Origin of the sequence: Raoultibacter massiliensis (assembly GCF_900199545.1) — a bacterium.
GTDB lineage: Bacteria > Actinomycetota > Coriobacteriia > Coriobacteriales > Eggerthellaceae > Raoultibacter > Raoultibacter massiliensis.
In genome coordinates, this window is sequence record NZ_LT962670.1 from 900858 (window position 1) to 924587 (window position 23730).

The window sequence follows — 23730 nt, forward strand, 5'->3', positions numbered from 1 at the left end:
GGTTTCAAGGCGATTGCTGAAACCCCCTTTCGTATCGTGGATGCATACCGAAACGAAAAGCGATGGAAAGGAGCGGATTGTGAACGTAATTGAAACCTACGGGCTCGAAAAATCCTACGGCGGCAAACGTGCCGTCGATCATTTCGATATGCACGTGGCAAAAGGCGATATCTACGGATTCGTCGGCCTCAACGGCGCCGGCAAATCGACGGTCATGAAAATGCTGGCAGGATTGTCGAAGCCGACGGGAGGCGATATCAGGCTGTTTGGCGAAGACGCCGACGGCGAGGCGATTCGTCGCATGGGGGTGCTTATCGAGGCGCCTGGCCTGTACGGCGGCATGACGGCTTACGACAACATGATGCTGAAGGCGCTCTGCCTGGGCCTTGTCGACCCGAAACGCAAGGTGGACGAACTGCTGGGGTTCGTCGGCCTCGGAGGCGTCGGCAAGAAGAAGACCAAGCAGTTCTCGATGGGCATGAAGCAGCGCCTCGGGCTCGGTCTCGCGCTTTTGGGCGATCCCGACCTGCTGCTGCTCGACGAGCCGCTCAACGGGCTTGATCCCGAGGGCGCCCGTGGAATCCGCGAGCTCATCGTTCGCCTGAACGGCGAGCGGGGCATCACGGTCGTCATCAGCTCCCACGTGCTCGAGCAGCTCGGGCGCATGGCGACGCGCTACGGAGTTATTCGCAACGGGCGGATGGTCCGCGAGCTCACTGCGGCGGAGGTCGATCAGGAATGCAGCGATTGTTTGCAGCTTTCAGCGGCCGACCCGACGCGTTCGCTCGCCTTGCTGCAAGAGCATTTCCCGCAGGCGCGGTTCCAGGTCATGCCCGACAATTCCATCAGGGTCTTCGGCATCGCCGATGCGGCCGTTATCGGCAGTGCGCTCAACGATGCCGGAATCGCCGTTCAGGGGCTCTATGCCCACAGGCGCGATCTCGAAGAATTTTTCGTTGGCTTGATGGGAGATGAGTACCGTGGCTAATATCTTGAGAATGGATTTCTACCGTGCCGTTCGCAGCAAATCGTTGTGGATACTGCTCGGCTCTCTGGTCGTCCTCGGCATCGTAGCCATGGGATCGCTCAATTACATGCTCTCCCCCGAATTCATGGAGACGATGCAGAATGCCGGCAACGTGGCATCGGGTTCGGGTTTTCGATTCGGCGTAACGACGCCCGGCGGCGATCAGATCGATATGAACGAGATCAGTCAGAGCATCGCGCAGGCTCAGTATGCGGTTTCGGGTCTTACTCCCATGGCCCTTGTCGGCAACATCTTCATGAACGGGGGAGGGCTGGCGTGTTTGTTCGTGGTGTTCATCGCCATCTTCTTCGCAGCCGAGTTCGAGAACGGGTTCAGCAAGAACGTGTTCACCGCCTCCCCGAGCCGCACGGTCTTTCTTGTTGCGCGGGTTGTCGAGACGGTGCTGCTCGCTGTGGTGTTCACGCTTGTTACCGTGGGGGCGACGCTTGCAGGTGCGGCTGTCTTCGGGATAGAAATGCAGGCCGCCCCCGCGGGGGATATGGCCCTGTGGTTTGCGCTGGTGGTGCTTGTGCTGTCGGGTATGGGAATGCTCACGGCCCTGTTCGTTTGGTTGACGCGCAAGATGGCCGCGGGCATCGCCATCGGCATCGTCGTCGGAAGCGGTCTTGTCGTTGCCCTTGTCGAAGCCGTTCTTTCGCTCTTCCCGAGCGTTGCGGATCTGGGTGATTTCACGCTGTACGGCTGCATGCGCTCGCTCGGATACGGCATAGGCGTCGATGGCGGCTTGAGCAGCGTGCACATTGCGGCAGTGTGCCTCGTGTTCTTGGCCGGTTATGCGGTTTTGAGCCTGCTCATCCTTAAGAAGAAGGATATCTAGATCATGGAATCCCTGGTAGCGATCGTTGTCATCCTCGCTGTTGCGGTTGCCGTGCTCTGCGTGCAGCTCGTTCGCTCCGAGCGAGAGCTGCGCGCACTCGCTCGGTACCTGAGCCAGCGGGATTCGTCGAGCAACACGAGAGTCACCGTGTCGATGCACTCGCGCGGTTTCGTTCGGCTTGGACAGGCGATCAACCGTCAGCTCGATCGCCATCAGGGAGAACGCGCCGCTGCCGAAGAGCATGCAAGCGAGATGCGCAGGGGGCTGACGTATCTTTCGCACGATATCAGAACGCCCCTTGCGGGAGCGAAGGGATATGCGCAGCTGCTTGAGGCGGAAACCGATCCAGCGGTTCAGAGGCGCTACCTTACGGCGATCGGGCGGCGCATCGACGATGCATCGAAGCTGCTCGATCAGCTCTTCGCGTATGCGCAGGTGCAGGATCCCGATTACCGCCTCGAGCGCGGCCCGGTCGAGGCGAATGCGGTTTTGGCCGAAACGCTTCTTGCGCTGTATCCGCAGTTCCAGGAAAAGGGATGGACTCCGCGAATCGAGCTTGAGAGCGATCGGTTCGTTGTGATGGCTGACGGCGAAGCGCTCGTCCGGGTGTTTCGCAACCTCGCCGCAAACGCGTTGCGCTATGGGGCGGATGCGCCGACGATCGAGCAACGCGCTTCGACGATTTCGTTCTCGAACCGCGTTGCGCAACCCGAGATGATCGACCCGGCGCGATTGTTCGAGCGGTTCTATCAGGGAAGCGATTCGCGCTCGGATGGCAACGGGGGCTTGGGCCTTGCCATCGTCTCGCAGCTTTGCCACGCGATGGGCGCGTCAGTCGAGGCCGAGCTTGTCGGCGACATGCTGACGATTGCCATTGGGTTCGAAGAGGCGACCGGGACGCGGTAAGCGAGTTTCAACGACGCCCGAATGGCTAAGGATTGCACTTGCTGCAGGCCCCGTATCCGCGGGCGATTGCATCCGATTTGGATATGGGTATCTTGCTTTTCTTGAGATATCGGCATCCGTCGGCGTGGTATTTTTCTCCCGTTTCGGTTATATAGACGGTGTAGCCCCCGTTGTCGGGCGCGCTGGCCGCAGCGGCTGCGGCCGCCGCTTCGGCTTCCGCCGCAGCTTTGGCTTCCGCTTCGGCGGCTGCTTCCGCTGCAGCCGCTTCTTCCGCGGCTTGTTTTTCCGCAGCCTCCTTTTCGGCCTGGATACGTGCCATCGCCTCGGTGTCTTTCTTCAGGGATAGCTTGACCGTATGGCTTTTCTTCAGATCGAATACGTACGAGACCGGATCGGATGCGTAGATCGTCGCGTCGTCGGACAGGGCCGCCGCATCGATCGCAAACGTGTAGGATCCATCTTGGAAGTCGAGTTCGTACACTTTTCCCGGTTTTGCGTCATGGAGCTCGGATAAGCCCTTGCTCGCTCCTTCCGTGCACGTTATGAGCACGGGAACCGTTTTGCCCGATTCCCATTCGCTCGCAGAAACGGAGAAGGAGAGTACGGCGGCTTCCTCCTTCTCGGCGGCCCCGTTCTGCTCGGCGCGTTGCGGGGATTCTGCTACGGTGGTTGACGGATTGCTGGAATCGGGTGCAGCTGGCGGAGATCCCGCTCCGAAAGCAACGGAAACGCCGAGGAAGAGCGATAACACCGACAGGGCTATCGAGGCTTTCGGGGCCTTGATGCCTATCTGAGTGTTTTTCGATAGGAGGAACAACGCTATCGAAGCAATGCCGCAGAGCACCCCTAAGGGGGCGAGCGGCTTTATGCAGCACAGGACGATTGCGACGAGGGCCAAGACGAGCGGCAGCATTGGAGGCGTTTTCCTCGTCTGCCGATTCGCCTTCGGGAGCTCTACGAAAGAAAAAGGCGTGTTGCCGGGGGAAGCTTCGGCGGCCTGCCTCCCTTTCGCCGGTTCGCGGTCCGCTACGCGATAGGGGGTTGATGGGCCGATGTCGGAAGCGGATTCGGGTTTCTTTTTGGCGGGCTCTTCGGCATGGCGTTCTTTTTCGCCAGCGGCTTCAAGGTAGGCGAGTCCTGCCTCGGTGAGCTTCAGCTTGCCAAGGGAGGGGCGGTCGATCAGGCCCCGTCCGTAGAGTTCAGATTGGGATTTCTTGAAGCGGTTTTCAAAAAGCGCTGTACTGCTGTGCCCGATCTTGTACGCCTTCTCGGCTCTGCTGAGCCCAAGGGCGGTTGCTACCTCTTTTTCAACAGCGGAGCTTGATCGCGGTCGACCGCTCTTCAAGGCTTCGATGATCGCTTTTCCTATGGCCTCTTCATCGGGAATGGTTTTTCTCGTGATAGGTTTTTCGTCCATCGATGTCCTTTCGCCGGCTGAGGCGCGATATGCTCTTACGTACTCAGATGTTCAGTTAAATCCCCTGATGAGCTAATTGTATCAAACTATAAGTAAAACGATAAACATTAATTGGCATGAGGGGAGACCCGTCGAGCGCGCGAACCCGATCGACGGGCGCTGCCGTGTTTTGGGCAATCTCCCGGGGGCTGTGGGGTTTCAGGAATGCAACAGGAGGCGAAAAAGCGACGATGACGGTCGTTTCGGGCGTATACTTCAGATCTTGCAATGCAAGATAAACGAATTGGCAAGGATCCGATGCAGATGGCAAACCAGGGAGCAGCGCAGGTTGGTTCGAGCGAGCCTCATGGCGCGACAGGAAAGAAACGGCACGTAGCTCGGTGGGTGGCGGTTGCGCTGGCGGTGATCGTGCTGGTGTGCGCCGTGGGATTCGCCGTTTACGTAAACGACTACTACCGTGCCTCTTCGGGAAACGAGGTTTACCTGGCATCGACCACCGATCTCGAGGTGCACCGATCCGAAGGGATCGTCGCTTTCGGCAACCCTGATGCATCGGTGGGCGTCATCGTCTATCCGGGTGCCAAGGTCGCATACGACGCCTATGCGCCTCTCGCCCGGGAGCTTGCGGAGCGCGGGGTGTTCTGCGCCGTCGTCGAGGTTCCGTTCAACATAGCATTCTTCGACTCCAACGCCGCGTCACGTGTGATTGAGCTGTATCCGGATATCGAAACATGGTATGTGGCGGGCCATTCGCTCGGGGGCGTTGTGGCATCGGGGTGGGCTGCCGATCATGTCGATGAGCTAAGCGGCGTGGTACTGCTTGCCTCGTACTCAACCGCCGATCTTTCTCAGAGCGGCCTGTCGGTGCTCTCGCTTTACGGGAGCGAGGACGAGGTGCTCAACCGCGATGCTTACGAAGATGCGCTTTCAAACCTGCCGAGCGATTTTGAAGAGGGAGTTATCGTCGGCGGCAACCATGCGCAGTTCGGCAACTACGGCGAGCAGGCGGGCGACGGCGCAGCGGCGATCTCCCCGAAAGACCAGTGGGAAGAGACCGCCGACGCCATCGTGAGCTTTGCGGGCATAGCGGGCTAGGCGGGCTAAGCGGGTTATGCCGGCTAAGTGGACGCGGCGATCGCTCGACTGCGTTGCGATGCGACGCTGATGCTGCACGTTGGCTCTCTTGGGATTGCATGCAGCCCGTGCTTGCCGACACGCCCTTGCGTGCACGCCGAAATCGAAAATATGGCAAAATTCGCCTTTTCACGCGCAGGGGATTGCCTGCGCGTGCGATGCGTCTGGCTCGTGGCTCGGCGCGACGGTTGGATCTTTTCCGCATGGATTAGCCTGTTGCAGCCGTCAATGGTTTTCGCCCTTTATCCGCACCTGCGCTATACTGAGTACTGCGAAGATAAAAACACGATCCGGCCGGTAGTCCGGATGCGGAGTCGATAAGCCGCCGCCCTTCGATGAACAAGTTCGAACCAGGCGAGCAGATCGACCCGTCAGTAACCTGCCTCCTTGGTTGTCCCTTCTTCGCGCGGTACAACGACATAGGAGGATTCATGCAGGTCAATTCATCATCGACATTGACGATACTTCACGACGGCCAATTTTGGGTTGGAATTTGCGAACATGAAGACGGCGGCGCGTACGAGGCGCGCCGCATCGTGTTCGGACCCCATGAGCCGACTGACGAGGTCGTTCTCGCATTTGTGTGCGAGCAATGGGGCAAGCTGGGATTCGGCGCGAACATGCGTCCCTCTCTTTCCGATGACAGGGAAGCGAGGGAGACGGAGCTGTTAAAACGTCCAACGAAAATCAATCCTAAGCGGATGCAGCGAACGATACACCGCGAAATCGAGCGACGCGGCGTCAGCACGAAAGCCCAACAGGCCATACGCGATGGATACGAGGCGGGCAAATCCGATCGAAGGAAGCAAGGACGAGAGGAGCGGCTTCTCGCTGAGGAGCGCCGCTACGAGTTCAGACGGCAAAAGCGCAAAGAGAAGAAGCGCGGGCACTGAGAGCTGCATTGGCTTGCTTGCGCAGTGGCGTCGGGCTTCGATCGCGTGCGAGCAGCGGCGTTAAAACAGTCCCATCTGATTCGGCTCTCTTTTCTTGTATGCATCGATGATATCGGGCATGCGGTAAAGCAGACCTGCCTCCTTGCAGAGCTTCCGCAGCAGGGCAAGGGCTTCGCGCTTTCGCGGGGAGTTGCACAGGTAGCGATCCCCGAATTCCTCACGGTAGCATTGGGGCAGGCTGGGTGAGACGGCCTTGAGGCGGTCAAGGAAGTATTCCTTCTGCCCCGTCCTCATGGTTACGCCTCCCATGCTGTATATGAACCGCGCTCCTGCCTGATGCGCGGCCTCCACTATCGATTCGATCGAAGCGTCGTCATCGGTGATGTGCGGCAGCAAGGGTGTGAAGAGGATGCCGCAGAACAGGTTGGCGTCGGCTAGCTCGCGTAGGGCGGCAAGCCGCCTCGAGGGAGATGGCGCGCCCGGTTCGATGATGCTCGCAAGCGCGTCGTCGGTTGTCGTGACGGTGAGTTTGACGATTGCCGAGTGTTGCTGGCTTATGCGCTGCAGCACATCGATGTCGCGCGTGACGAGCGATCCTTTCGTGTCAATCGATACGCCGAATCCGTATTGGTCGATGAGCTGAAGCGCCCCGCGTGTTATCTCGAGCTCCCGCTCGAACGGGTTGTATGTATCGGACATGGCGCCGATGCCCACGACACCCTTGTTTCGTCGGGAGCGCAGCTCTCGATTGAGGATGGCGAGCGCGTCGAACTTGACGCGCACTTCATCGAACTTATCGATGCGGTAGCAATCGCTGCGGCTATCGCAGTAGATGCAGCCGTGGCAGCATCCTTTGTACAGGTTCATGTTGTAATCGATGCCGAACCACTGCGCGTTGTCGTAGCGGACTTTCTGGAGGATCGATTTTGCTTTGATTGTTTTCATGCGCCCATCATAGCAGGGCAAAGCGGACAGGGTGCGTCCGCTTTGCCCTGCTGCTTCACTTCCGCTGTTTTGGAAAGAATTCGAACGGCTTGTTTTCGAGCGACTGTGCTTCGATGACCTCGGAGAGAATCCTTCCGAAGTTCGGAGCGGTTTTCTCTGTGATTGCCGGGTGCCCGATCCTTTCCTCAGATGCTTTCCGCACGATGCCGACGACCTCGCCGCCGGCCTTCGCGACCTCGCGATGCGCGGGGCGCGTTTCGGAATCAGTTGACCGGGTGATTCCGGCAGCCGTCGTTTCTGCGAGCGTTGTGAGGGCGGGCTCCATATCGCCCGTGTTGTCGCGTAAGCTTTCCTTGGTGAGGCCCTTGAAATTCCGGTATTCGCGTGCCGGCATTTCCGACCAAGCGCGATAAATGTCGTTGGTGAGTATGGCGTATTCGAAGTCGCGTGCCGCTCCACGGACTTCCTCTTCGCGTGCAAGGGTGCCTGGTGCGTGCGCGGGGCAAAGCCGTTGGCTTATCCACTCTTCGTTATAGCCTTTTTGGCGGTAGTATCCGATCGCCCTTTCTATGGCGAGTTCGGGATCGAACGTCTCATCGATGCGCTCTTTGCCTACTTTGGCAAGCCAAAGCTTGAAAGGCTCCGCCTTGGGCGAGGGGATTATCTGCACGAGCCGCAGAATCTGCTCGGTTGTGCCGACGTCGGTAATGCGCATTTTGCCGTCGGGGGCCTTCATCTTCAAACCGTTACAATTTGTAACGGTTTGATTTCCCTCGTCGAAAAGCCTTTTCTTCAGTACTCTCCAATATGCTTGCGGGTTTTTGCTTTCTGTCAGAACCGCGATGACGTCGACGATGGAAAAATACCAATCCTCATCTTCAGCGCTCCAGAGCAATCTGATTTCGCAACCTTCGAAAAGCTGCATTTCGTTGCGGAGCGTTCTTTCTGCTTCGGTTTGGTGCACGGTGCGTGCGCGATCGACCTCGGTTTGGTGCATAGCTTCGCCATCCTTTCCTTCGAAAGCCTTGATAGTGCATTGGTTTGGATTGGCGGACTGGATGGGATGCCAAAACAGCGTAGGGCGCCGGCCTGAATTCGGAAAGGCATGTCCGCTTCGATGAGTCGATTATACCGAACAAACGTTCTTATAACAAGAGGGGTTCGAGAACTTTTCAGCCGTATTGCATAAAAGGCCGGCCTGGCGAGCCGACCCTATGCAAATCTTCCAGGCTGATTCTGCGCCGATTGTGCGGGATCAGCCTGTACCGGGTAAATCGTCGGCGAGCTGCGCGTTACGCCGGACGAATCACCATTTCCTGGATGAGGCTGTTATCGAGAGCGCAGCTGCCGTCGTTGCAGTTCTCGATTGTTGCAACCGCATGGACGACAACGCCGTTGTAGTCGGCGTAGAAATTGACGGTGCGTTCGTCGATGATGCGCGGATCGAGCATCGAAAACCCGCTCAGGACGAACTGGTTGTGATAGAACATGTCGATCGCTCGTTTTCCGTAGGTGTAGAAGTTCTCGAGGCCGATAAGCTGCGGGCAGTAATCGAACAGGCGACAGGTTTCGGTGAAGCACTCCGAGAGCGCCTTGTGATCTTTGTTCTGCATGGATTCGACGAAAGCTTGAATGATCATCGGGGCCTCCTAGTAGACTTTCTCGGAATGCAAGAGCGCATCGGTGCCGCCGTCGACGAAGAGCACGACGCCGTTAACGCCGCGTGCTTCGGGCGAGGACAGAAAGGCGATCGCGTTTGCGATTTCGGCGGGATCCATAAGCGGATCGCCGCCGTAGTTGGTGGGAACGGGCAGCGCCCGCACGGCAACGAGCATCTCGTCGGTAAGCTGGTCGGTCATGGCGGTGCGCACGTTGCCGGGCGCAACGGCGTTCACCCGGACGCCGCGTGCGCCCCAATCGGCGCTCATGCGGCGGGCCCAGCGGGCAAGCGCATATTTCGTGGCCGCGTAGAATGCATGGGCGCTCGCGGGGTCGTAGTTTTTGACGAGCTCGAGGATGCGGTCCTCGTCGGCTTGGTTGTTGAGCATGCCGACGACGTCCATGCGCGCAGCTCCCTGCGCGATGGTGTTGGACGAGATGACCACGCAGTTGCCGCCCTTCTTCTCAAGCAGGTCGCGCACGCCGATCGCCATTTCGGTTGCCCCGAAGTAGTTGAGCGAGATGATGAGCGGAATGCTGCCGTTGGCTGCTGAGACGCCGGCGTTGCATATGATCGCATCGATGCCCTCGGGATATCGTTCGTGTAGCTCGGCTATCGCAGCTGCGCGTCCTTCTTTGGAGGCGAGGTTCGCGTCGATATCGCCGCCCTTGAGGTCGATGTTCACAACTTCGTGTCCATGCTCCTTCAATATCGAAGCAGTTTTAGCACCGATGCCGCTGCTGGCTCCGGTGATCACGTAGATACCCATCGGCAAATCCTTATCTCGTTGATCCGTTCGCATCCATGGGATGCATCGTAAAAGCCTGCGCATCATACCACGGCCGCGAGCAGGCTTTGTTTTCGATCTGCTAACGACGGGCGAGCAGCCCGTGTTGGTCGGGGGTCGGTAAGCTCTCCCGTATCGGTTTCTAATTGACAAACAAATGTTCGTATAGTAGTATGGCGCGAACGAACGAGGGCGTCACGGCCGGCTGCCGAGGAGCCGGCCGTGCGGGTGCTGGTTGCGAGAGGGCGGCCCAGGCGGCTGCCGAAGGGCGCGCAGGCGGCTGCATGCAAAGCCTGCGGCCTGGTCGCACGTTGCGAAGGCGCGGCTTGCGAAGGTCGCCGGAATAAAGGAGGCGTTATGGCATCAAGCCGAGAATTCGTCGATTACGTGTGCGACCGGCTGGCGTCTGCGGGGCATATCCACGCACGCAAAATGTTCGGCGAGTACGGCATTTACTGCGAGGGGAAGTACTTCGGGCTTGTATGCGACGATCGCTTTCTGGTGAAAATCACCGAGGGGGGAGAGCGGCTTATGCCCGATTGTCCGCGCGGTATACCCTATGAAGGCGCTCGCGAGGCGTTTTTGATCGAAGATCTCGAAGATGCGGAATTCCTCGCCCAGCTTGTGCGCATCACGTGCGCCGAGTTGCCCGAGCCGAAACCGAGGAAGAGAAAGGCACGTCCATGAGGGACGTCGAGCAAACCATCGGGAATCTGATAGACAGCCAGAACACGTCGTTTCTCGGCTCGGTTGGCGAAGACGGGTTTCCAGGCGTCAAAGCCATGCTGCCCCCGCGCAAGCGGGAGGGCATCCGCACGTTCTACTTCACCACCAACACCTCGTCACGGCGCGTCGCCGATTATCGGCGCGACCCCAAGGCGTGCGTGTACTTCGTCGATCGTCGGTTCTTTCGGGGAGTCATGCTTCAGGGAGCCATGGAGGTCCTCGAAGATGCCTCCTCGAAAGAGATGATCTGGGAAGAGGGGGATACGCTTTACTACCCTCTCGGGGTCGCCGATCCCGACTACTGCGTGCTTCGGTTCACCGCCCTGCGCGGCCGCTTCTATCGGGATTTCTCGTCGGAAGATTTCGCCGTCGCCGAGTAGGGCTGTGGCGGATTTTCGCACCCACCGCGCCGCCAGCGCTTTTTCTTCGCGTTCCGCCCGTTAAAACAGGCTTGCCTGCTCTTGCTCGACATGGTTTTGGCTTGCCCTGATGATGTCGTCCATGCGGTAGAGCATGCCGGCTTTTTCGCAACGCGCTCTGAGCAGATCGAGGATGTCGTTCAGTTCGAGGCTGTAACAGAAATACGACGTCCCGTAGGTGTTGCTGAAGCGCTTTGCGAGTTTGGGGGACATGGCTTTCAGCTTGCGCATGAAGTATTCCTTCTGCCCATCGCGGATGGAGATGCCGCCGAGCGTGTAGATGAACCGCGCGCCGTTTTCGTGGGCGAGCTCGACGATCTCCTCGATGTTTTCGCGCGTATCGGTGACGAAGGGAATGAGAGGCGTGAGCATGACGCCCGTGAACAGCCCGCAGCTGCTCACCTCCTTCATGGCTGCGAAGCGTTCGCTCGGAGCGGGCGCGCAAGGCTCGAGCGTTCGTGCCAGATCGTCGTCTGCGGTGGTAATGGTGAACCGTATGTTTGCCGAGCGCGCCCGGGCAACCCGCGTGAGCACGTCGATGTCGCGGGTGACAAGGGGGCTTTTCGTGTTGATGTCGGCTCCGAAGCGGCAGTCTGCGATGATTTCAAGCGCACGCCTTGTCAGCCCGAGCTCTTCTTCGCAGGGGTTGTAGCAATCGGAGACGACCCCGGTGCTGATGACCCCTGCCGCTCTCTTCGCATGAAGGGATTTGGCAAGCAGGATGTCGGTGTCTTCCTTAGCCTGCACCTCGTTGAAATTCTTGATGCCGTAGCAGTTGCTGCGGTTGTCGCAATAGATGCAACCATGGGGGCAGCCCCTGTACAGGTTTATGATGTAGTCGATTCCGAACCATTCGGAAGGCTCGTAGCGAGACCTCTGGAGGATGGTTTTCGCGGGAATCATCCGAACCATGTACTTCGCTCCTTTTCGGTCGATGCTGCGTTGCGTCGCAGCGTACATAAGTAATTACCGAAATAGTATAGCGAAGCGCATCCGCATACCTGTGGGCATCGTGAGGATTCGGAATGGCGAAGTTGCGCGCGGCTTTTCTCAAGCGCGGCGCACGGGGTGCCGAAGTACCGTTCTCATGTTCTCCGGCTTTGATTTGCGCGGGTCGCCGAGGTAGATCTCGTGGTGCCTCCGCGCAACGGGGAACGGTTCCTGCGCATCCGAGATCTCGTTTTCGAAACCCTGCTCTTCGACGAACCGTTCAAGCAGCGCGATGGAGGCGGGTTCGTCGTCATAAGGGCCTTTGTGCATTATCTGGGCGCACAGCCCTTCTTCGTAGATTTCGAATCGGGCGGGCGAGGGGTCGATTTCCGGTTTCTTCCGAGCGACTTGCGCGACGGCCCATTCGAACACCTCCGAGGTGACGAATTCGGGTTGCCTTATCATCGCGATCCAGGAGAACGCGCTTTTGTCCTTCACTGCGATGCCGTCGAAAGGAGCGCCTTCGTTCCACCACAGCCCTTCGAGCGGAGGAACCACGTAGTCGAAGTATCCCTCGGGCTGGTCGCCTGACATCTTCGACATCTTGATGGTGAATGCGATGGCGTACAGGATACCGACGGCGCGCTGATACTGTCCGCCCCCCTCGTTGGGATCGCCTTTGCCGGCGACCATAATGAACCCCATGGCCGGCACGTCGACGATTGAGGGTTTGGTCTTTGGGAGGTACAGATCGCGGTACTCCTTTTTAAAGTCGAACTTCGCCTCTGCCATGGGATTCCTTTCGATTCGTCTTGTCGGCGACTATGCCTTGATTGCTATGTAGAGATCGATATCGGTATCGTTTTGGTCCTCCGAGGGCGGGTACGCCTCGAAGTCGACAGTCCAGGCTCGCTTTGCCGCCAGATCCTCCATGGCCCAGATTTCATCCCATGCTTTGATAACCGTGTTGACGCAATCGCCGTGGACGGTGAACTTAGCATAAGTTCCCGCCGGGATCACAAGCTCTTCCATTTCCTCGGGCAGCGCACCCTGCGCGCTTTCGCATCCGACCATCATGGCGTAGGACTCGTCCGCCATGTCGTAATCGTAATACAAACCATAGCATGCATAGGGTTCGACCGAAGCGTTCGGCACCGATTCGGCCATGCCGTCGCTCATGAACGATTGCCACACTCCGCCGATCTTTTCGGCGCAGTCGGGGGCGCTGTTGGAGGTGCGGATGGTCGGCCCGACGATGCGGCGCTCGGGAAGTTCGACGATGGTGTATTCCATGTTTTTCCTTTCGATTGTGATTGTCTTAGCCAGAATACCGAGCATTAGAGGACAGGGCATGTCCTCTAATCGCAAAGAATTGAAAATTCGATGGGATGGGGTTCTTCGAACCGGCTTTCAGAGCTATCGATATGTATCGGCCACCTGTTGCGCCTGTTCGCGTAGCCAGTTGCGCAGGTCGGCCGGCTCGATCGCCTCGAGATGCGATCCGAATGACAAGAGGTAGAAACGGGTGCGCTCGTCGAGGGAGCACGTGAGCGTTACCTCGAGCCTTCCATCGTCGAGGTATCCGATCATGTCGGGCGCAAACTCTTCGCGCACCCGTTCTTTCGACGAAGCGTCGAAGCGCAGCACGAGTTTGTCGGGTCCGTGGGGGCGGCTTCCCGATTCGCCAAGCGATTCGGGAAGGGCTCGCATGGCGAACTGCTCGGAAAGCATCTCCATCTCCTCCCATCGGATGCGAAACAGCTTGAACGTGCGCCACGCCTGCCTTTCGAGGCAAAACGCTCTCACGTACCAGCATGATTCCTTGAATACGAGGCGTGCCGGCTCCACGGTGCGTACCGATGCGTTGCCCGCGGCGTCGTAGTAGGGGAACCGCAGCAGATGCCGTGTGCATATCGCGCGCCGGATGATGTCGAAGGCGTGTTTGTACTCCGGGGGAGCGCCCCAGAACGAGAAGTCCATATCGAGCCAGTCGACGGGTTCGCGCTGAAATACGCGCGCGAGCTTGTCGCGAACCGCGTCGTCGTCGACGGCGCCGGTTCTGCCGAGCGCCGAAAGCGCTGCGAGGATCTCTTCCTGCTCCGATTCCGATACGAGCGATTTGTTGAGCACGTAATTATCGAGCAGGTGGACTCCGCCGCCTTTCCCCCTGGTCATGTAAACAGGAATTCCCGCACCCGAGAGGGCCTCGACATCGCGCCTGATCGTACGGGCTGAAACTTCGAGTTCGCGCGCGAGCTCTTCGGTGGTCATCCGCCGTCTTTCCATCAGGAGGTAGACTATTTCGAAGAGGCGCCCCGTCTGCATGGCGCTACCTGTTCGTTTCGGTACGGTGCGTCGGGTCGATGCGCCGCAGGCTCGCATCGAGATCGTCTGCTGGGCGGCGCGTCTGCGGGTTCGCTTCGGGGGCGCCTGTTTGGGGGGGAGTTCGCAGGACCGCTTCGACGAGATGCCCGTCGAGCTGAGAGGCTGCGACAAGAGGGCTCGGCTCGCCTGCGAAATCTCCGATCTGCTTTTGGTACCACGCAACGTCGTGCCAGGCTCCGCATTTGAATCCCGCTTGCCGCTGAGTCCCCATAAGCGAGAAACCTAGGGAGCAATGCAGGCCGACACTTGCTTCATTGGGTATTGTGATCAGGCTGAATACGTTGCGAACACCCTGGGCTGCCAGCAGATCGATGACCGACTCGCACAGTCTGCGGCCTATGCCCGCACCCTGTTTTTTCGGATCGAGGTAAACCGACAGCTCGGCATTCCACGCATACGCCGCACGCTCGCCGATGCGGTGGGCGTAGGCGTATCCCGCGAGCTCGCCTCCTGCTTCGGCGACGATGTAGGGGTAGCATTCCATGGTATCGCGCATTCTCTGCTCGAATTCCGCCTTCGAGGGCGTCTGGGTTTCGAACGTGACGGGGGAGGCTTCGACATAAGGGGCGTAGATGGCGAGAATGCCTTCTGCGTCGTCGATGCGGGCGGGTCTCAAAACTATGCCTCCGGCTGGCGCGGTCATGCGGGCTCCTTGAAATTGGGAAAGCGAAACGATATGCGGTTCGAACGAATCCCATCCTAGCAGAACGGGCTCGTGGTAGGCTTGGTGCCATGTAAAATACCGAGTCGCTGCGAACGGTTGCGACGGGGATTGCTTGCGAGGAGGCGTGTAATGGAACGGTTGACGGCAAAGCGCGACGAGGGCGGCTACGAGGTCGATGCCGGCTTGATCGAGTGCGGCGAAGGAACCTGCCGCGGTCGGGCGATCGATCGCCTGGCGGCTTACGAAGACATGCAGGAGATGCTGGAAGCCCAGTATGAGAAAACAGCCGAGCGGCTCGAAGTGCTCAAGGCGCAGGGAAAGCTCAAAACGGCGCAAGCCCAGCAGCTGCTTGCGCAGAAACTCACGTACTCGAACATGCTCGGTCTCATAGGGGTTCATTCCGATTGATCGGCTGGGATCGGCCCATTCGATGAAAGCTCGATTTATGTGGAGATTCGAATAATGCGTCTTCGCGGATCGGGCTTTTTTGTCACAATAAGACACGCGTCCGATCGCATCGGATCGGGCAGATCGTATCCAAAAACGCGGGCCTGCCGATCGACGGGCCTTTAACTTCGGAATATCGGTGGAATGCGGCATGGCTAAACAGATCTATGTGGGACATAAACCGCGATGGTACGAGAGCCTGCCCGTATCGCCTGCCGTGCTTGCCGTTGTGCTCGCCGTGCTTGTGATCGGGGGAGGGGTTTGGGCCCTGTCGGGGTTGTTCGCCTCTTCGGGCGAGCCCGCCGAGCCCGAAGCGGAGTTAGGCGATGCAACCGAGGCGGTTNTCGGGCGAGCCCGCCGAGCCCGAAGCGGAGTTAGGCGATGCAACCGAGGCGGTTGTCGATATGCCGCCGACAGAGCATTCCGACCCTGTTTTCTCCGCAACGGCGGTCGATGCTGCGTCGGGCGACTACGAGATCAACCTCTTCTCGGCGCTCGACGGCACTTCCGAGATCCTTGAAGAATCTCAAGCGGCCGAAATACAGGAGGCCATCGAAAACTTTGCGACATCCGGATACCAAACCGGATTCGTGGTGCTCGACCTGCATACGGGCAAAGGCATCGGCTACAACGCCGACGAGGAATTCTTCTGCGCGAGCACGATCAAGGCGCCATTCGTGACGTTTCTGTGGCAGGAGCTCATCGATAGCGGGAAGGCCGATCCGGCCGATCGGCTTGAGAAGGATATCGTGATCGGCGGCACGGGCGTTATGGCCTCTGAGACCAAGCAGGAATACTCGCTCGAGGAGGTTATCGCCGACACCATCGTATATTCGGATAACACCGGATACGCCGTGCTCCGCGAGAATTACGAAGGCTCGGATTGGGATGAATGGACGATTGCCGCGGGTATTCCCCAGGCCGTAAGCGCCGAGGGCTGGTACCCGTTCTGCAGCGCGAAGGACCTGGCCCGTTACTGGATTGCGATCGATTCCTATCTCGATACCGAAAGCGAAGGCGCGACAAGCGTCAAGAACCTTTTCGGCACGACGGAGATATCGTTTCTGCGAACCGCCCTCGGTTCGCATTCCGAGGTGTACGCCAAGGCGGGCTTCGAGGTCGATTCCGAAAACGGCGATCTGGGTGCGATGAACGATGCGGGCATCGTGTCGGGACCTTCAGGCGATTACCTGGTGGCCATCGTGTCCAATGCCGATTACGACCCGGATTGGCTGGCGGATACGTCTTCGCTCATCACCGATCTCATCACGGCGCTCGATTCCGCCCATACGGATCTGCTCGCCGAATAGCGTCGCGTTTTCCACAGGGTCTGCGAATTTCGGCTCGTAACCGAAAAACGCCGTGGACGAATCCAGATATATTAGTACTATACGTATATATGAAAGACAGGGATATATACGAAGATGGACAGCGCTTTCGCGGCGGCAGCGCGCGGGCCGATTGCGGCAATTCCCGTTCCCGCCATACGGTGGAGCGGGGATCGGTGTCGTTCGGGTCGGGGCGCTCGGCACCCGGGGGCCTCGACCGTGAAGAGGCGGGCGGTGCTTCGCATGCGGCCGGTTCGCGGGAGCGGAGGCCTTCTGGCCAGGCTTCGCGCGAGCGCCGTCGGGCAGATGCGGTTGCGGTGCAGGGCGGGAGGGGCCGCCGGCCCGAGCGCGGTGACGGCTTCGGCGGCGTCGATGCCCGATCGCGCCAGGGATCTTCGTTCCCCCGAACTTCGCGACGGTCATCCGAGCGCTCTTTGGATCGCGATTATCGCGAAACCGCCCCGCTCGGCTACGTCGGGGGCTTCGGTCCGAGAAGCAGGTCGTATGGCATTTCTTTTGTCCGCGTCCTCGTTGCGGCGGCGGTCGTCTGTTGCGTGATCGGGGGAGGTACGGCAGCGCTCGGTGCGCTGACCTCCGGTTTCGACCGCGGTGACGCTTCCGGGGAGACGTCGCATGCCACCGTTGCGATCAACGGCGCTTTTGCGAAGGCCCTTGAGGAAAAGCCCCATCTTGCTTTTGATTCGTCGGATCTAGACGTCGTTTCGGACGGAAACGGGATCACCGTGTTTTCGGCGCTCAAGGGTACCTCGGAGCCTCTGGGCGAAGGGGATTCCGCCGCCATCGAGGATGCGTTGGCGGCATTCGCCGACTGCGGATACCATGCGGGTTTCGTGGTTCTTGATTTGAGCACGGGAAGGGGTCTCAGCTATAACGCTCACACCGATTTCTTTTCGGCGAGCACCATAAAGGCCCCCTTCGTCGCATTTCTGTGGCAGGAGTTCATCGAAGACGGCGAAATCGAGCTTGCCGATACCCTTGTGAAAGATGCGTCATACGGGGGGACGGGCGTTATGGCTTCGGAAGAAGACAAGGACGAGTACGCTCTCGAGGAAGTGATCGCCGACACCATCGTGTATTCGGACAACACGGGTTACGCCATGCTGCGCAGCCACTACGCAGGCGCAAGCTGGGATGAATGGACGGCACGGGCGGGCGTTCCGCAGGCGGAAAGCGATTCGGGCTGGTATCTCAATTACTGCGCATGCGATCTGGCTCGATATTGGCTGGCAATAGATTCGTTTCTCGAAACCGAGAGCGAGGGCGCACAAAGCGTCAAAGATCTCCTCGGGTCGACCGAAGTGTCGTTTCTTCGCCAAGCGCTCGGAGCCGAATGCAAGGTATACGCGAAGGCCGGATTCGAATCCAACGATTCCGATAGCGGTCTTTCGGCGCTTAATGACGCGGGGATCGTCGAGAGCCCGTCGGGCGACTACCTTGTCGCCGTCATGTCGGATGCCGATTACTCCGATCCCTATCTGACGGAGAACGCCTACCTCATCGTCGACCTCATCAAAGCACTCGATTCGGCCCACGCCGATCTTCTTTCCGCGTAGAAGCCCGCCTGGGCGCGTCGGCTATCCGCGCCGTTCGCTTCGGCCGCAAGAAGCCCGCATGCCGCACCGGCAGCGACTTCGCGCCGCACCTGGGCGTCTTGCGGCCGCTCTTCGATGCGTCTCGCAAAAAAATCTTTTACACAAAGCCTGGCGAAAAGCTTGCGATGGGCTATACTAACGCGTTACAACGGAATACGTAAATGCAATGACGAAGACGGCATCGCGGCACCATGGCGCCACCAGAGAAGAGCCCCTCGGCTGAAAAGGCTCGACGGCATGCGCGATGATTCACTTTACCAGCAGCGGAATTGAACGGTCGGGCTTGTCCGATGCCAGTAGGTTTCGCCGGGTGCTCCCGTTATCGAGCAGACGAGCGGGCAACCCCGATCGGGCGCAGTGTGCGAACCTGGTCGAGCGGGTTGTCAACCGAGGTGGTACCGCGAGAGTCTTATCTCGTCCTTGGATGCAAGGATGGATAGGGCTCTTTTTTATTGCCCGCATGGGTTCGGCGCCCGACGGCGGTTCGATGCGTGCGGCATGAAGACGGAAAGGCAGGAACATGGCACTGACAGAGGAGTTGGCGGCGCTTCGCACCGAGACGCTTGCCGCCATCGAGCAAGCTGCCGATTCTACGGCACTCGAGCAGGTGCGCATCGGCGTGCTCGGTAAATCGGGGACGCTTACGGGGTATCTGCGCTCGATGGGCAGCGTGCCCAAGGAGGAGCGCGCGGCCGTGGGCAAAGCGGCCAACGAGGTTCGCGTGGCAATCGAGGGGGCGCTTGAGGCGCGCAAGGCCGAGCTTTCGGCTGCAGAACTCGCGGCGAAGATCGATGCGAGTGCGGTTGACGTGACTCTTCCCGGGCGCGCGCAGCAAATCGGAACGCGTCATCTTATCAGCAGGATCACCGATGAGGTTGCCGAGATATTCCTCGGCATCGGATACACGGTTGCCACGGGTCCCGAGGTTGAAACCGATTACTACAACTTCGAAGCGTTGAACGCTCCGGCAGATCATCCCTCTCGCGGCTTGGCCGACACGTTTTACGTGCGCGATCTTTCGGGCGACGTTGCCACCGTGCGCGGAGAATCCGACGTGCTCCTTCGCACCCAGACTTCGGGCGTTCAGGTGCACGCCATGGAAGATCAGGAGCTTCCCATCTTCGTCATCGCGCCGGGCAAGGTGTATCGCCGCGATGTTGCCGACCCGAGCCATCTGCCCCAGTTCACGCAGGTTGAGGGCCTTGTGGTCGACAAGGGCATCACGTTCGGCGATCTGAAGGGCACGCTCGACTATTTCTGCAAGCAGATGTTCGGCCCCGAGCGCAAAACGCGTTTCCGCGCACATTACTTCCCGTTTACCGAACCTTCCGCCGAAGTCGATGTGAGCTGCGGCATCTGCCACGGAGAGGGCTGCCGTTTCTGCAAGGGGACGGGTTGGCTTGAGATCCTCGGATGCGGCATGGTCGATCCGAACGTGCTTTCCATGTCGGGTATCGACCCGGAGGAGTATTCGGGCTTCGCGTTCGGCATGGGCGTCGAGCGCATCGCATGCCTCAAATACAACGTACCCGATCTTCGCATGCTGCTCGAAGGCGACATGCGATTCTTGCGTCAGTTCTAGCGGAAGGCATGGCAATGAAAGTATCTCTAAAATGGCTGAGCGAATACGTTGAAGTGCCCACCGATGTGAAGGCGCTTTGCGATCGGCTCGATTTGACCGGAACGGGCGTCGAGGGCATCGAGACGATCGGCGCCGCGTTCGACAACGTCGTGACGGGACGGATCGTCACGAAGGAGAAGCATCCCGATTCCGACCATATGTGGGTGACGACGGTCGATGTGGGCGATAAGAACATCGGAGCCGACGGAAACCCCGAACCGCTGCAGATCGTGTGCGGCGCGCAGAATTTCAACGCGGGCGACCATATCGTGGTTGCCATGGTCGGGGCGGAGCTTCCCGGCGGCATCAAGATCAAGAAGTCGAAGTTGCGCGGCGTTGCGAGCTGCGGTATGAACTGTTCCGAACGCGAGCTGGGGCTTGGCGGCGATCACGACGGCATCATGATCCTTCCGGAGGATGCGCCCATCGGCGTACCCTTCGCAGAGTATCGGGGTCTTGTCGATACGGTGCTCGATCTCGAGATCACGCCGAACCGTCCCGATTGCCTCTCGATGACGGGCATGGCGCGCGAGCTGGGCGCCATGTACCAGCGCGATTGGAGCGACCCTCTTGCCGACATGGCTTCCGGGATGCGGATCGACTCGAACGTCGAACCCGTTGACGAGGCGGTGCGCGTGACCATCGACGATGCGGTGCGCTGCCCGCGCTATACGGTGCGGGTCATTCGCGGATGCAAAGTGGGGCCGAGTCCCGATTGGATGGTCGAGCGGCTTGCGGCTATCGGGCAGCGCTCCATCAACAACATCGTAGACGTGACGAACTACATTTTGTTTCTGCTCGGCCAGCCCCTGCATGCGTTCGACTTGGATAAGCTCAAGGGAGAATCGGGCCAGGCACACATCGTGATTCGCGCCGCCGAAGAAGGCGAAAGGCTCGTTACGCTCGACGGCGTCGAGCGCGAACTCACATCCGACATGACGGTCATCGCCACGCCCGAGCAAGGCGCGGTGGCGCTTGCCGGCGTCATGGGCGGCCTTGATACCGAAGTCACCGATCAAACGGTCGATATCATGTTGGAAGCCGCTACCTTCGAGGCGGGGCGCACGAGCCGCACGAGCCGCAACCTGGGGCTTATCAGCGAAAGCTCGATGCGCTACGAGCGCGGGGTTGACGATCATGGAATCGAGCTGCGCTCGGCTGCTGCTGCTGCGCTCATTGCGGAAGTATCCGGCGGCACGGTGAGCTATGCTGCGCGCAACGATGCGGGCATCGTGGACGAGTGGCCGCTCGTGTCCGAGGTGCGCGAGCTCGCCTTCCGCGTTCCGCGCTTCTGCTCCATGATGGGCGCCGATATTCCGCGCGATTTCATCGAGGATGCCCTGAGGCGGTTGGGATGTGAAGTCGCCGATGCCGACGAGGCGGGTGCGCTGCCCGTCGTCGCGCCGACGTTTCGCCCCGATCTCGAACGCGAGATCGATCTGTACGAGGAGGTTTTGCGTCTGTACGGGATGGATCGCATCCCCGCAACGCTGCCTGGCGGCCGCGGCCGTATCGGGTCGCGCAGCGAAACCGAGCAGAAAGTGTCCGCTATCCACGCGGCAATGCGCGCGAGCGGCCTGAACGAGACGATGACCTATTCGTTCGCCGAGCCTGCCGAGCTCGAACGCTTGCGCATGAAGACCGATGGCCTGGGCGTTGCAGTCGAGCTTATCAATCCGATGAACTCCGATCAGTCGATCATGCGCCAGAGCATCATCCCCGGGCTTTTGCGCTCGGTTGCCTACAATCAGAGCCATGGCGTCAAGAACATTCAGCTCTACGAGATGGGCGTTGTGTTCTTTGGCGCAGAGGGAAGGAAGAAGCCCAAGGAGAAGCAGAAGCTCGCCGGCGTGCTGGCGGGAGCGATGGGCGAGGCGGGTTGGAATGCCGATCCTGCTCCGTTTGATTTCTTCGATGGCAAAGGCGTAATCGAGAACCTGATGCGCGAGCTCGCCATCGCCAAGGTGCGTTTCAAGGCGCTCGAGGCGGATGAGGCTCCGCATTTGCAGCCGGGTCGCGCCGCCGAGGTGCTTGCGGGCGGTGCCGTGCTCGGCTGGGTGGGCGAGATACACCCGCTCGCGGCAGATGCATACGAGGCCACGGCACCTGTCGTTGCTTTCGAGTTCGATATCGATGCGCTCGTAAAGGCGAGCCGCCCGGCGCGCGATTACATCGATGTGCCCGTGTTTCCAGCGGTTTCGATGGATGTTGCCTTCGTGGTCGATGAGAGTGTGACGAACGAGCGCCTGGTTCAATGCATGACTTCGGCTGGAGGCAAGCTGCTCGAAAAAGCGGAGCTTTTCGACGTGTACCGCGATGAGGAGCGGGTGGGAGCCGGCAAGAAGTCGATGGCTTATGCGCTCACCTACCGAGCAGAGGACCGTACGCTGACGAGCGATGAGGCCGACAGGGCGCACGAGCGCCTTGTCAAGAAGGTGTCAGCTGCTACCGGCGCGGAGGTGCGCGGATAGGCGGTCGCCAAGTCCCCTGCGGCAAAGATTCGAACAGCGCTCCGGTTGCCGATGCGGCCGGAGCGCTTCTTTTTGACGCGAATGCTTGCGATCGGGCTGTACATGCGGGTCTTCTGTGCATATGTATGCAATATGTAGCATGTTGACAATAATAATAAACATAATCATAATACGTTTATGAAATACAAAATGAACGAAGCATATTGCGCACGAATGGAGTACACGCATGGATTACGGAACATTGACTATCGACGAGATTCGCAACGGATACCGATACGACGAATCCGAGAAGGCCCACGTATGCAATTACTGTGGACGGAGGTTTCCCGCAGGGCAGGTGTTTCCGATGGGGGATCGTTATTTCGAGCCGGAGTTTGCCGCGCGCGAGCATATTGCCGCAGAGCACGACGGTTCCTTTTGCAAGCTCATCGAAGGTGGCGCCAAGTACAATACGTTCACCGACACCCAAAAAGAGCTGCTCGGATTGTTCGCGCAAGGCCTATCCGATAACGAGATCGCTTCGAAGCTCGGCATCAAGGCTTCGACGGTCAGGCATCAGAAGTTCACGTTTCGCGAGAAGGCCAAGCAGGCGAAGTACTACCTTGCCGTTTACGAAGAGGTCTTCGGCGAGGATGGAAGCCGGCGCAAGGCCGAGGATATCGTCGACATCCCCAACACGGCAACCATGATGGACGATCGGTATGTGATTACTGAAAAGGAACGTGAGCGCATTCTGAAGAGCGAGTTCGAAACCATGGAGCCCTTGCGACTGCGCCACTATCCGCTCAAAGCGAAGCGGCAGGTCGTCGTGCTGAGCGAAGTCGCGAAGCTATTCGACCTCGGACGCACCTATTCGGAATCGGAAACGCGCGAGATGCTTTCGGCGGTGTACGAGGATTACAGCATGCTTCGACGCTACCTGGTCGACTACGGCTTCATGGGTCGTAAAAAAGATGGTTCCGAGTACTGGTTGAAGTAAGCGGCTGCGCAAAACGCGCTGTTGTTCGGAGGCGGCTTGGCCGCCTCCCTTTGCTTGTTCCCCGGGTTCGGCAAGGGCGAACGTCTTCCATCGAAGGGAGCTCTTCCGAAGTTCATCGCTCTTCGGGGGCGTTGGCCTCAAGGAAGCCAGGCAAGCAGGTTCAGTCCGAACGTAAGGGAAAACCCGTAGAGTGCGGCAACCGTGCCCACAGCAATGACGATGAATCTGAGCGGCGAGCGTTTTCTCTCGACGGGGGCGCCATTCGCCTGGGCGACGTCGGCGAGGTATCGAACGTCGTCGAACATGCAGGCGAGGCGATAGAGAAGCCAAATGAAGATGGCTGCCGCGCAGCTGCAGACAAAGAAGCTGATTGCTATCTGAACGTAGAATAGGCCCATGCCGAACACCTTCCTTCCGCTCGGCCAAGTATAGCAGCCCAAAAGCTGATTAAACAAGTAATCGATAAAGGGGCTGATTCGGGCTGATTCGCGGTGCCGATCGCCCGCTCGGGCGGATTGCGGTCTCTGCGAATATCGTCGG

General features: G+C 59.3%; 24 protein-coding genes. 13 read left to right on the top strand and 11 right to left on the bottom strand.

The annotated features are described in order from the left end of the window. The first annotated feature begins 79 nt into the window (after window positions 1-79). Genes C1719_RS03750 through C1719_RS03760 form a run of 3 tightly spaced genes read left to right on the top strand, consistent with a single transcriptional unit; the run spans window position 80 to window position 2771 of the window. Window positions 80-988 (top strand): ATP-binding cassette domain-containing protein, encoded by a 909-nt coding sequence (locus C1719_RS03750; protein WP_102374004.1) that lies wholly within the window; start codon window positions 80-82, stop codon window positions 986-988. Then, the gene (locus C1719_RS03755) at window positions 981-1865 is read left to right on the top strand and encodes an ABC-2 transporter permease (RefSeq protein ID WP_146007835.1); all 885 of its coding nucleotides are present in this window, start codon (window positions 981-983) and stop codon (window positions 1863-1865) included. The genes C1719_RS03750 and C1719_RS03755 overlap by 8 nt, the downstream gene beginning before the upstream one ends. A gap of 3 nt (window positions 1866-1868) precedes the next feature. Beyond that, window positions 1869-2771, top strand: a complete 903-nt coding sequence (locus C1719_RS03760) for a sensor histidine kinase (protein ID WP_102373859.1) — start codon at window positions 1869-1871, stop codon at window positions 2769-2771. Window positions 2772-2796: 25 nt separating this feature from the next. On the opposite strand, the gene C1719_RS03765 is transcribed toward C1719_RS03760, so the two are convergent. Further along, window positions 2797-4188 (bottom strand): winged helix-turn-helix domain-containing protein, encoded by a 1392-nt coding sequence (locus C1719_RS03765; protein ID WP_102373860.1) that lies wholly within the window; start codon window positions 4186-4188, stop codon window positions 2797-2799. 303 nt (window positions 4189-4491) lie between these two features. Here C1719_RS03765 and C1719_RS03770 point away from each other — a divergent pair, with 303 nt between their 5' ends. Both C1719_RS03770 and C1719_RS03775 read left to right on the top strand, forming a co-directional pair. Beyond that, entirely contained in the window at window positions 4492-5283 is a 792-nt protein-coding gene (locus C1719_RS03770; RefSeq protein ID WP_180963455.1) for an alpha/beta hydrolase, read from the top strand. Between the two features lie 470 nt (window positions 5284-5753). Next, window positions 5754-6215 carry a YjdF family protein gene (locus C1719_RS03775; RefSeq protein WP_102374005.1) on the top strand — a complete coding sequence of 154 codons (462 nt, stop codon included), beginning with the start codon at window positions 5754-5756 and terminating at the stop codon, window positions 6213-6215. A 60-nt stretch (window positions 6216-6275) separates the two neighbouring features. On the opposite strand, the gene C1719_RS03780 is transcribed toward C1719_RS03775, so the two are convergent. From C1719_RS03780 to C1719_RS03795, 4 genes are all read right to left on the bottom strand, one after another. Beyond that, on the bottom strand, window positions 6276-7160 hold the full coding sequence (locus C1719_RS03780) for an SPL family radical SAM protein (protein ID WP_102373862.1): 885 nt from the start codon (window positions 7158-7160) through the stop codon (window positions 6276-6278). A gap of 55 nt (window positions 7161-7215) precedes the next feature. Next, complete coding sequence (locus C1719_RS03785; RefSeq protein ID WP_102373863.1) at window positions 7216-8157, bottom strand: BRO-N domain-containing protein; 942 nt, start codon at window positions 8155-8157, stop codon at window positions 7216-7218. 295 nt (window positions 8158-8452) lie between these two features. After that, window positions 8453-8800: a hypothetical protein gene (locus C1719_RS03790; protein ID WP_102373864.1), complete on the bottom strand. Its 348-nt coding sequence runs from the start codon at window positions 8798-8800 to the stop codon at window positions 8453-8455. A 9-nt stretch (window positions 8801-8809) separates the two neighbouring features. Further along, window positions 8810-9589 carry an SDR family oxidoreductase gene (locus C1719_RS03795; protein WP_102373865.1) on the bottom strand — a complete coding sequence of 260 codons (780 nt, stop codon included), beginning with the start codon at window positions 9587-9589 and terminating at the stop codon, window positions 8810-8812. A 375-nt stretch (window positions 9590-9964) separates the two neighbouring features. Between C1719_RS03795 and C1719_RS03800 the strand changes: the two genes are divergently transcribed. Both C1719_RS03800 and C1719_RS03805 read left to right on the top strand, forming a co-directional pair. Further along, complete coding sequence (locus tag C1719_RS03800) at window positions 9965-10294, top strand: TfoX/Sxy family protein (protein WP_102373866.1); 330 nt, start codon at window positions 9965-9967, stop codon at window positions 10292-10294. Beyond that, the gene (locus tag C1719_RS03805; RefSeq protein ID WP_102373867.1) at window positions 10291-10713 is read left to right on the top strand and encodes a pyridoxamine 5'-phosphate oxidase family protein; all 423 of its coding nucleotides are present in this window, start codon (window positions 10291-10293) and stop codon (window positions 10711-10713) included. The genes C1719_RS03800 and C1719_RS03805 overlap by 4 nt, the downstream gene beginning before the upstream one ends. Before the next feature lie 60 nt (window positions 10714-10773). Here C1719_RS03805 and C1719_RS03810 read toward each other — a convergent pair whose 3' ends face one another. The 5 genes from C1719_RS03810 to C1719_RS03830 form a co-directional block, all read right to left on the bottom strand. Next, complete coding sequence (locus C1719_RS03810; protein ID WP_180963456.1) at window positions 10774-11664, bottom strand: SPL family radical SAM protein; 891 nt, start codon at window positions 11662-11664, stop codon at window positions 10774-10776. Between the two features lie 138 nt (window positions 11665-11802). Then, window positions 11803-12474 carry a GyrI-like domain-containing protein gene (locus tag C1719_RS03815; protein WP_102373869.1) on the bottom strand — a complete coding sequence of 224 codons (672 nt, stop codon included), beginning with the start codon at window positions 12472-12474 and terminating at the stop codon, window positions 11803-11805. A gap of 30 nt (window positions 12475-12504) precedes the next feature. Further along, window positions 12505-12975 (bottom strand): GyrI-like domain-containing protein, encoded by a 471-nt coding sequence (locus C1719_RS03820; protein WP_102373870.1) that lies wholly within the window; start codon window positions 12973-12975, stop codon window positions 12505-12507. 123 nt (window positions 12976-13098) lie between these two features. Beyond that, on the bottom strand, window positions 13099-14007 hold the full coding sequence (locus C1719_RS03825) for a helix-turn-helix transcriptional regulator (RefSeq protein WP_102373871.1): 909 nt from the start codon (window positions 14005-14007) through the stop codon (window positions 13099-13101). Between the two features lie 4 nt (window positions 14008-14011). Continuing rightward, window positions 14012-14710, bottom strand: coding sequence for a GNAT family N-acetyltransferase (locus C1719_RS03830; RefSeq protein WP_102373872.1), 699 nt, complete (start codon window positions 14708-14710; stop codon window positions 14012-14014). 150 nt (window positions 14711-14860) lie between these two features. Here C1719_RS03830 and C1719_RS03835 point away from each other — a divergent pair, with 150 nt between their 5' ends. The 6 genes from C1719_RS03835 to C1719_RS03860 all read left to right on the top strand — a co-directional run bounded on the left by C1719_RS03835 (window position 14861) and on the right by C1719_RS03860 (window position 23190). Continuing rightward, window positions 14861-15139: a hypothetical protein gene (locus C1719_RS03835; RefSeq protein ID WP_102373873.1), complete on the top strand. Its 279-nt coding sequence runs from the start codon at window positions 14861-14863 to the stop codon at window positions 15137-15139. Window positions 15140-15582: 443 nt separating this feature from the next. After that, window positions 15583-16488: a serine hydrolase gene (locus C1719_RS03840; RefSeq protein ID WP_425439803.1), complete on the top strand. Its 906-nt coding sequence runs from the start codon at window positions 15583-15585 to the stop codon at window positions 16486-16488. An 89-nt stretch (window positions 16489-16577) separates the two neighbouring features. Further along, entirely contained in the window at window positions 16578-18080 is a 1503-nt protein-coding gene (locus tag C1719_RS03845) for a serine hydrolase (protein WP_102373875.1), read from the top strand. A gap of 559 nt (window positions 18081-18639) precedes the next feature. Continuing rightward, window positions 18640-19701 carry a phenylalanine--tRNA ligase subunit alpha gene (gene pheS, locus C1719_RS03850; RefSeq protein WP_102373876.1) on the top strand — a complete coding sequence of 354 codons (1062 nt, stop codon included), beginning with the start codon at window positions 18640-18642 and terminating at the stop codon, window positions 19699-19701. A gap of 14 nt (window positions 19702-19715) precedes the next feature. Beyond that, complete coding sequence (gene pheT, locus C1719_RS03855) at window positions 19716-22211, top strand: phenylalanine--tRNA ligase subunit beta (protein ID WP_102373877.1); 2496 nt, start codon at window positions 19716-19718, stop codon at window positions 22209-22211. A gap of 226 nt (window positions 22212-22437) precedes the next feature. Continuing rightward, window positions 22438-23190, top strand: coding sequence for a DUF2087 domain-containing protein (locus C1719_RS03860; protein ID WP_102373878.1), 753 nt, complete (start codon window positions 22438-22440; stop codon window positions 23188-23190). Between the two features lie 137 nt (window positions 23191-23327). Here C1719_RS03860 and C1719_RS03865 read toward each other — a convergent pair whose 3' ends face one another. Continuing rightward, window positions 23328-23588 carry a hypothetical protein gene (locus C1719_RS03865; RefSeq protein ID WP_102373879.1) on the bottom strand — a complete coding sequence of 87 codons (261 nt, stop codon included), beginning with the start codon at window positions 23586-23588 and terminating at the stop codon, window positions 23328-23330. Window positions 23589-23730: the final 142 nt, after the last annotated feature.

Bases quoted from the DNA above. Each gene is read 5' to 3' on its own strand.
- C1719_RS03840 (WP_425439803.1), top strand. From the start codon at position 15,583: ATGCCGCCGACAGAGCATTCCGACCCTGTTTTCTCCGCAACGGCGGTC.
- C1719_RS03830 (WP_102373872.1), bottom strand. From the start codon at position 14,710: ATGACCGCGCCAGCCGGAGGCATAGTTTTGAGACCCGCCCGCATCGAC.
- C1719_RS03800 (WP_102373866.1), top strand. From the start codon at position 9,965: ATGGCATCAAGCCGAGAATTCGTCGATTACGTGTGCGACCGGCTGGCG.
- C1719_RS03860 (WP_102373878.1), top strand. From the start codon at position 22,438: ATGGATTACGGAACATTGACTATCGACGAGATTCGCAACGGATACCGA.
- C1719_RS03770 (WP_180963455.1), top strand. From the start codon at position 4,492: ATGGCAAACCAGGGAGCAGCGCAGGTTGGTTCGAGCGAGCCTCATGGC.
- C1719_RS03760 (WP_102373859.1), top strand. From the start codon at position 1,869: ATGGAATCCCTGGTAGCGATCGTTGTCATCCTCGCTGTTGCGGTTGCC.
- pheT (WP_102373877.1), top strand. From the start codon at position 19,716: ATGAAAGTATCTCTAAAATGGCTGAGCGAATACGTTGAAGTGCCCACC.
- C1719_RS03775 (WP_102374005.1), top strand. From the start codon at position 5,754: ATGCAGGTCAATTCATCATCGACATTGACGATACTTCACGACGGCCAA.
- C1719_RS03780 (WP_102373862.1), bottom strand. From the start codon at position 7,160: ATGAAAACAATCAAAGCAAAATCGATCCTCCAGAAAGTCCGCTACGAC.
- C1719_RS03845 (WP_102373875.1), top strand. From the start codon at position 16,578: ATGAAAGACAGGGATATATACGAAGATGGACAGCGCTTTCGCGGCGGC.
- C1719_RS03835 (WP_102373873.1), top strand. From the start codon at position 14,861: ATGGAACGGTTGACGGCAAAGCGCGACGAGGGCGGCTACGAGGTCGAT.
- C1719_RS03865 (WP_102373879.1), bottom strand. From the start codon at position 23,588: ATGGGCCTATTCTACGTTCAGATAGCAATCAGCTTCTTTGTCTGCAGC.
- C1719_RS03825 (WP_102373871.1), bottom strand. From the start codon at position 14,007: ATGCAGACGGGGCGCCTCTTCGAAATAGTCTACCTCCTGATGGAAAGA.
- pheS (WP_102373876.1), top strand. From the start codon at position 18,640: ATGGCACTGACAGAGGAGTTGGCGGCGCTTCGCACCGAGACGCTTGCC.
- C1719_RS03785 (WP_102373863.1), bottom strand. From the start codon at position 8,157: ATGCACCAAACCGAGGTCGATCGCGCACGCACCGTGCACCAAACCGAA.
- C1719_RS03820 (WP_102373870.1), bottom strand. From the start codon at position 12,975: ATGGAATACACCATCGTCGAACTTCCCGAGCGCCGCATCGTCGGGCCG.
- C1719_RS03805 (WP_102373867.1), top strand. From the start codon at position 10,291: ATGAGGGACGTCGAGCAAACCATCGGGAATCTGATAGACAGCCAGAAC.
- C1719_RS03810 (WP_180963456.1), bottom strand. From the start codon at position 11,664: ATGGTTCGGATGATTCCCGCGAAAACCATCCTCCAGAGGTCTCGCTAC.
- C1719_RS03765 (WP_102373860.1), bottom strand. From the start codon at position 4,188: ATGGACGAAAAACCTATCACGAGAAAAACCATTCCCGATGAAGAGGCC.
- C1719_RS03795 (WP_102373865.1), bottom strand. From the start codon at position 9,589: ATGGGTATCTACGTGATCACCGGAGCCAGCAGCGGCATCGGTGCTAAA.
- C1719_RS03790 (WP_102373864.1), bottom strand. From the start codon at position 8,800: ATGATCATTCAAGCTTTCGTCGAATCCATGCAGAACAAAGATCACAAG.
- C1719_RS03815 (WP_102373869.1), bottom strand. From the start codon at position 12,474: ATGGCAGAGGCGAAGTTCGACTTTAAAAAGGAGTACCGCGATCTGTAC.